This is a genomic window from Rhodococcus sp. 05-2254-6 (assembly GCF_002258565.1).
Taxonomy (GTDB): Bacteria; Actinomycetota; Actinomycetes; order Mycobacteriales; family Mycobacteriaceae; genus Rhodococcoides.
The window spans coordinates 116,938-122,937 of record NZ_NOZF01000140.1; the positions used below are offsets into that span (position 1 = coordinate 116,938).

Below are 6,000 nucleotides of genomic sequence, written 5' to 3' on the forward strand. Positions count from 1 at the left end.
CGGTGGGCGGAACCGCACGTGGTTTCGCCCACCGAGAGGTTTCGATCGCCGATCGGACCCCCACCGGGTCCGGTCGGCGCCGGGGGCACAATGGACACATGACCACCCCTGGAGACTTCGACGCATTGTTGGTGCTCTCGTTCGGCGGGCCGGAACAGCCCGCCGACGTACGCCCTTTCCTGGAGAACGTCACTCGCGGACGTGGAGTGCCGCCCGAGCGGCTCGACGCGGTCGTCGAGCATTACATGCACTTCGGGGGCGTCTCGCCGATCAACCGGCTCAACCGAGACATCATCGACGCCCTCCGTGTCGAATTCGATTCCGCAGGAGTGGATCTGCCGATCTACTTCGGAAACCGCAACTGGCATCCGATGATCGAGGACACCGTCGCGACCATGAAGTCGGACGGAATCAGGAACGCACTCGTGTTTCCTACCTCCGCGTGGGGCGGATACTCCGGATGCAGGCAGTACCACGAGGACATCGCCCGGGCCCGCGCCGCCGTCGGTGACGATGCGCCGCATCTGCTCAAGATTCGGCAGTACTACGACCACCCGCTGATGGTCGACGCCTTCAGCGACGCCGTCGCATCGGCGCGAGCCACACTGCCCGAGCAACACCGCGCCGGCGCGCGTCTGGTGTTCACCGCACACTCCATTCCCTCGGCCGCCGACGCCAACGCCGGCCCGCCCGAGGACGGCGGTCACCTCTACAGCCGTCAGGTGGCCGAGGCCTCGAGGCTCGTTGCAGCCGCGTCGGGCGTCGACGACTACGACCTGGTGTGGCAGTCCCGCTCCGGGCCCCCGCAGGTGCCGTGGCTCGACCCCGACATCTGCGACCACCTCGAAGCGCTGTCGGAGAAGTCCGTGGACGCCGTGATCGTGTGTCCGATCGGATTCGTGTCCGACCATCTCGAGGTCGTGTGGGATCTGGACACCGAAGCGGAGGAGAAGGCTCGCGAACTCGGTATGGCCTTCGCGCGCGCAGGCACTCCCGGATCCGACGCGCGTTTCCCACGGATGATCCGCGAGCTGGTGGACGAATACCGAGTCGGCGGCCGATGCCGCGGTCTCGGCAGTGTGCCCGGCTACGGCTCGACACTGGACGGCAGTCGCTGCGCCGTCGGGTGCTGTGAACAGCCCACCAGGCCCTCCCGGCCCGCCGCTGCCACGTCGTGAACGTTGCCGCCTGACACCGCGTCCGGACGTCGGTGTCAGGCGGAATGCATCGCCGCTTCGATGCTCGTTGCGACAGCGATGGTGCGTGCGGTGCGCACCGCAGCCCAGAGCGGTCGAACGAGTTCTTCCCGTGCTGCAGCTGCCGACGCGGTCGGTGCCTCCGACGTAGCCGATCCCGCCGCGACCGTCAGAATGGCGGCCACCCGATCCGCCGATTCGAGGACGCGGAACGCCCTGTCGGACATGTCTGCGGGGTAGCGATGCCGCGCCGCGTCGGCGATCAACTCGGCGATACGAGTGCGCGGATCGGCGTCGAGGGTTCGGGTGGGTAGCGACTGCATCTGTGCGAGAGCATCGGCCGCACCGCGCACGGCCTCACGCATCTCGTACTCGGCCTCGCCCAACCCCCGATCCCGATGAGCGTGCTCGGGGACGACGATCGAATACACCGTCCAGCGCAACACATCCGGCCCCTCCACGACGGGCACCAACCCGATCCCGGGGTTGCCCGAGGTGCCGATCACCACCGCCTGACCGGTGTTCAGAGCAGCTCGGGAGAAATCCGTGTTCGCGGGGAGGCCGCTCACTGAACCGGGCGCGGGCAGAACGAGCTTGATCCGATCGTCCCCGGCCGCCGGCGTCGACGCAGTTGCAGCCGCTCTGATCGCATGCAGCAAGCCCGCTATTCCCTCGGCGTAGCCGGGGTACTGCAGCCCGAAATCGGTGGCAGCGTCCACATCACCCGCGCCGACGAGATGCATCGGAGCCCACTCGGACATCGCGTCGATGACGTCGTCGGGAGAGCTGGAACCGGCCAGCCAGGAACCGGCCCACAGGGCGAGACTTGCGCTAGAGGAACACACGACTCACGAGCATAGGTCGGCGTGGCGAACCGTGCTGGAGACGCCGGTGTCGCTAGCGTTGGTCGCCGTGAACGACATGTACGGCGGAGACATTCTCAGAGGGCACAGTCGCATGCGCAAGGTTCCGGCACCGGAGGTCTCGGCCGACCGTGGATTGGTCGTCGAAGATGCCGGTACCGGGTACTGCGGTGCCGTGGTCGGCTTCGAGCGCACCTACGACGGAGATTTCGTCCGTCTCGAGGACGGTGCCCGGACGACGCGGCTGTTCGCCCTGCGCGAGGCAGCATTCCTGATCGACGGACGTCGGGTGACTCTGGTGCGTCCGAAGCCTGCCGCTGCAACGCCGCAGCAGGCGCGCTCCGCGTCCGGGTCGACCAAAGTCGAGGGACTGCGCGCGCGCACCGCCCGGGCGAGCCGCATCTGGGTCGAGGGCGTGCACGACGCGGCCCTGGTGGAAAGTGTGTGGGGACACGATCTTCGGGTGGAGGGCGTGGTCGTCGAGCATCTGGAGGGTCTGGACAATCTGGGGGAGCGGTTGGCCGATTTCGGTCCTGGCCCCGGCCGTCGCGTCGGAGTGCTGGTGGATCATCTGGTGACCGGGTCCAAGGAGTCGAAGCTGACGAGGTCGCTGGGTGAGCACGTGTTGGTCACCGGTCATCCGTTCATCGACGTCTGGGAAGCGGTGAAGCCGGCGGCCGTGGGAATCGCTGCGTGGCCGAAGATTCCGCGCGGCGAGGATTGGAAGACCGGGATCTGCCGAGAGCTGGGGTGGGGTACTCCCAGGGAGGGGTGGCGTCGGGTGTATTCGTCGGTGTCGAGCTTTCGGGATCTCGAGGCACCGTTGATCGGTGCCGTCGAACAATTGGTCGACTTCGTGACCGAGTAGGGCTGTGTCCAGCAACGCACCGGCAATTGTCCGATTCGTGATTGTATGGAGGCTGTGGCAGCGATCATTTGGCTCATAGCGGCAGTGGTGCTCGCCGGTGCCGAGGCACTGACGGGCGACTTCTTTCTTCTGATGATTGCCGGCGGTGCGCTCGGTACTGCCGGTGTCTCTGCTCTGACGGATTTCCCGGTGTGGGCCGATGCGATCGTCTTCGGTGTCCTGTCACTGGCGTTGGTGCTCGGGTTGAGACCGATTCTGTTGCGGCGCTTCGCGAATCCGCCCGATACCCCGATGGGCATGGCGGCGCTCACCGGCAAGAGTGCGGTCGTTCTCGAACAGGTCACTGCCCACGAAGGCCAGATCAAGCTCGGTGGTGAGGTGTGGACGGCTCGTCCTCTCGACGAGACCGAGGTCTATGCCCCTGGCACCACCGTGACCGTGATGGAAATTGACGGCGCTACCGCCGTCGTATGGAAGGGACCGTAGCCAGTGGAAGCACTCATCGCACTGGCTGTCATCGTCGCGTTCGTTGCGGTGTTGATGGCCAAGTCCATCTCGATCGTCCCGCAAGCCGAGGCCGCCGTCATCGAACGGCTGGGCCGCTACACGCGCACCGTGTCCGGACAGCTCACGTTCCTCGTGCCGTTCGTCGACCGCATCCGCGCCAAGGTCGACCTGCGCGAGCGGGTCGTGTCGTTTCCCCCGCAGCCGGTGATCACCAAGGACAACCTGACCGTGTCGATCGACACCGTCGTGTACTTCCAGGTGACGAACCCGCAATCGGCCGTGTACGAGATCAACAACTACATCGTCGGCGTCGAGCAGTTGACGACCACCACACTGCGTAACGTCGTCGGCGGAATGACGCTGGAGGAGACGCTCACCTCGCGTGATTCGATCAACGGTCAACTCCGCGTCGTGCTGGACGAGGCGACCGGCCGCTGGGGTCTGCGAGTGGCCCGAGTGGAGCTCAAGAGCATCGATCCGCCGCCCTCGATCCAGGAATCGATGGAGAAGCAGATGAAGGCCGATCGCGAGAAGCGAGCGACCATCCTCACTGCCGAGGGCCATCGTGAGTCGGCGATCAAAACCGCCGAGGGCGACAAGCAGAGTCGGATTCTCGCGGCCGAGGGTGGCAAGCAAGCGTCCATCCTCACCGCCGAGGGTGAGCGGCAGTCCCGCATCCTGCGGGCGCAGGGTGATCGAGCTGCGAAGTATCTCGAGGCCCAAGGCCAGGCCAAGGCCATCGAGAAGGTGTTCGGTGCCATCAAGGCCGGCAAGCCGACCCCCGAGTTGCTCGCGTACCAGTACATGCAGACCCTGCCGCAGATGGCGCAGGGCGATGCGAACAAGGTGTGGATGATTCCGAGCGATTTCGGCGATGCGCTCAAGGGCTTCGCCAAGACACTCGGTGCGCCCGGGGAGGACGGTGTCTTCCGCTACGAGCCCAACGAGTCGGCGGGCAACGAGCCCAAGCCGGAGGACGACTCCGACGAGGTCGCCGAATGGTTCGAGACCAAGACCGATCCGGCGGTCGCCGAGGCGGTCAAGGCGGCAGAAGCAGTGGCGCGCAAGCCGGTCGACACGTCGCTGGCTGCGTCTCCCGAACTGTCCAAGGGGTTGGACCTCGGTGCCCTGGCGGCGTCGCCCGAGGCGGAGCCGGAACAGCGCTGAGGGTCTGCCTCGATCAGCTGATCAGGGCGGTTCCGACGCCGGCAGCGGCCAGGGCCCACAGCACGCTGGCGAAGGTGCCGATGATGAACTGTTCGGAGGCATGGGATTCGCGCAGTTCGGGATAGCGCGCGAGTCCCTTGACTGCCAGCACGATGGCGATCCCTTCCGGCCAGCCGGCGAGAATCGACACGGCAACGGCCACGCGTTCGAGGATGCCGATGGTCAGTCCACCACGAAGCGGCTCGACCGGATCTTCTCCGGTCGAGTCGCTTCGTCGTCGTGCGACGCGAAAAACAGTGGGCACCATCGCTGTTCCACCCAGGGCCGCAGCGACGACGCTCAGGACCACTCCGATGGCGTGGCCGAGACCGTAGGCCGGTCCGGCGACAGTGGCCAGGACTGCCGCTGCCGCGAGCAGACTCGACGCGGCGGCGGTGGGCAACCATCGGCGAATTCCGGTGCCGGCCGGGACCGTAGCGGCGACTGCGGTCAGTGCCAGCAACACGAGGGTGGCGACGATCATGACCGATGGCTTCCCGTCGTGTTCGCGGTGTCGAGCAAGCGAGTCGCCAGGGTGCGGCCCGCGTTCTCGACGTGCCAGCCGGCTACCGAGAGTCGTTGTGACATGGCTTGTTTGCTGATCTTCAGTCGTTCGGCCGCGTCGGTCTGCGACAACCCGCGAGCCATGAGTTCGACTGCTTCTCGGCCCTGGTCCGAGCGTCTGCCGACGAGCAGCGCAACCAGGGTCGATGCGGTCTCCGCATCCTCGGCGGCAGCGGCGTAGGGGCCGCTGACGGCGAGTGCAGCCGGTGCGTTCTTGGCTCTGGTCACGGCGTCTCGGGCTGCCTCGAACGCCGGTCCGCGTCCGGCGCGCGTGGTCTCGGGCAGCGGAAGTTCCACGGAGCCGATGCCGATGCCCACGCTCCAGTGCGGGGTGGATACCAGTTCGAGGGCGATCGAGACTACGATGGCGGCCTCCTCGCAGACGGCTTGCACTTCGTCTCCTGCGGTTCGCTCGAAGGGACGGATCAGCTCGTGGTCGCGGTAGCGATCGAGCAGTTCGGGTACGCGATCGATATCGCGCCTACTGCGGCGCTGCTGGTGCTGTCCGCAGTCTGTATCGCGATCGGCCTCAGTGGGCTGGTCGTGGATTGGCGTCTGTCGCGCGGTTCGCGATCCGAGCCCGCACCCGCAGGCAGTCGACAGGCCGGGAACCTTGATTCTGACTAATCAAGCCTTGAAGCTTGACTGGGTCACATCAACGATTTAGCCTTGTCCGATGTTCGTACTGACCGTGGACCAGCGCCGCAGTAGGCGCGATATCGATCGCGTACCCGAACTGCTCGATCGCTACCGCGACCACGAGCTGATCCGTCCCTTCGAGCGAACCGCAGGAGCC

The 6,000-nt window shown here is 66.2% G+C and carries 7 protein-coding genes; 4 read left to right on the top strand and 3 right to left on the bottom strand.

The window, feature by feature from the left end:
- The first annotated feature begins 98 nt into the window (after positions 1–98).
- Positions 99–1,178: a ferrochelatase gene (locus CH256_RS18505; RefSeq protein ID WP_068050493.1), complete on the top strand. Its 1,080-nt coding sequence runs from the start codon at positions 99–101 to the stop codon at positions 1,176–1,178.
- Between the two features lie 35 nt (positions 1,179–1,213).
- Here the strand turns inward: CH256_RS18505 and CH256_RS18510 are convergent, their stop codons facing one another.
- On the bottom strand, positions 1,214–2,041 hold the full coding sequence (locus CH256_RS18510) for a hypothetical protein (RefSeq protein WP_179272139.1): 828 nt from the start codon (positions 2,039–2,041) through the stop codon (positions 1,214–1,216).
- 76 nt (positions 2,042–2,117) lie between these two features.
- Here CH256_RS18510 and CH256_RS18515 point away from each other — a divergent pair, with 76 nt between their 5' ends.
- The 3 genes from CH256_RS18515 to CH256_RS18525 are packed head-to-tail and all read left to right on the top strand — an operon-like array spanning position 2,118 to position 4,601.
- Positions 2,118–2,927: a DUF3097 domain-containing protein gene (locus tag CH256_RS18515; RefSeq protein WP_094670249.1), complete on the top strand. Its 810-nt coding sequence runs from the start codon at positions 2,118–2,120 to the stop codon at positions 2,925–2,927.
- 54 nt (positions 2,928–2,981) lie between these two features.
- On the top strand, positions 2,982–3,413 hold the full coding sequence (locus CH256_RS18520; RefSeq protein ID WP_032378478.1) for an NfeD family protein: 432 nt from the start codon (positions 2,982–2,984) through the stop codon (positions 3,411–3,413).
- 3 nt (positions 3,414–3,416) lie between these two features.
- The gene (locus tag CH256_RS18525) at positions 3,417–4,601 is read left to right on the top strand and encodes an SPFH domain-containing protein (RefSeq protein WP_068050491.1); all 1,185 of its coding nucleotides are present in this window, start codon (positions 3,417–3,419) and stop codon (positions 4,599–4,601) included.
- A 13-nt stretch (positions 4,602–4,614) separates the two neighbouring features.
- On the opposite strand, the gene CH256_RS18530 is transcribed toward CH256_RS18525, so the two are convergent.
- Together CH256_RS18530 and CH256_RS18535 are read right to left on the bottom strand one after the other, a co-directional pair.
- Positions 4,615–5,124 (bottom strand): hypothetical protein, encoded by a 510-nt coding sequence (locus CH256_RS18530; RefSeq protein ID WP_094670236.1) that lies wholly within the window; start codon positions 5,122–5,124, stop codon positions 4,615–4,617.
- The gene (locus CH256_RS18535) at positions 5,121–5,678 is read right to left on the bottom strand and encodes a hypothetical protein (protein WP_179272142.1); all 558 of its coding nucleotides are present in this window, start codon (positions 5,676–5,678) and stop codon (positions 5,121–5,123) included. The genes CH256_RS18530 and CH256_RS18535 overlap by 4 nt, the downstream gene beginning before the upstream one ends.
- Positions 5,679–6,000 lie beyond the last annotated feature (322 nt).

Bases quoted from the DNA above. Each gene is read 5' to 3' on its own strand.
- CH256_RS18505 (WP_068050493.1), top strand. From the start codon at position 99: ATGACCACCCCTGGAGACTTCGACGCATTGTTGGTGCTCTCGTTCGGC.
- CH256_RS18515 (WP_094670249.1), top strand. From the start codon at position 2,118: ATGTACGGCGGAGACATTCTCAGAGGGCACAGTCGCATGCGCAAGGTT.
- CH256_RS18530 (WP_094670236.1), bottom strand. From the start codon at position 5,124: ATGATCGTCGCCACCCTCGTGTTGCTGGCACTGACCGCAGTCGCCGCT.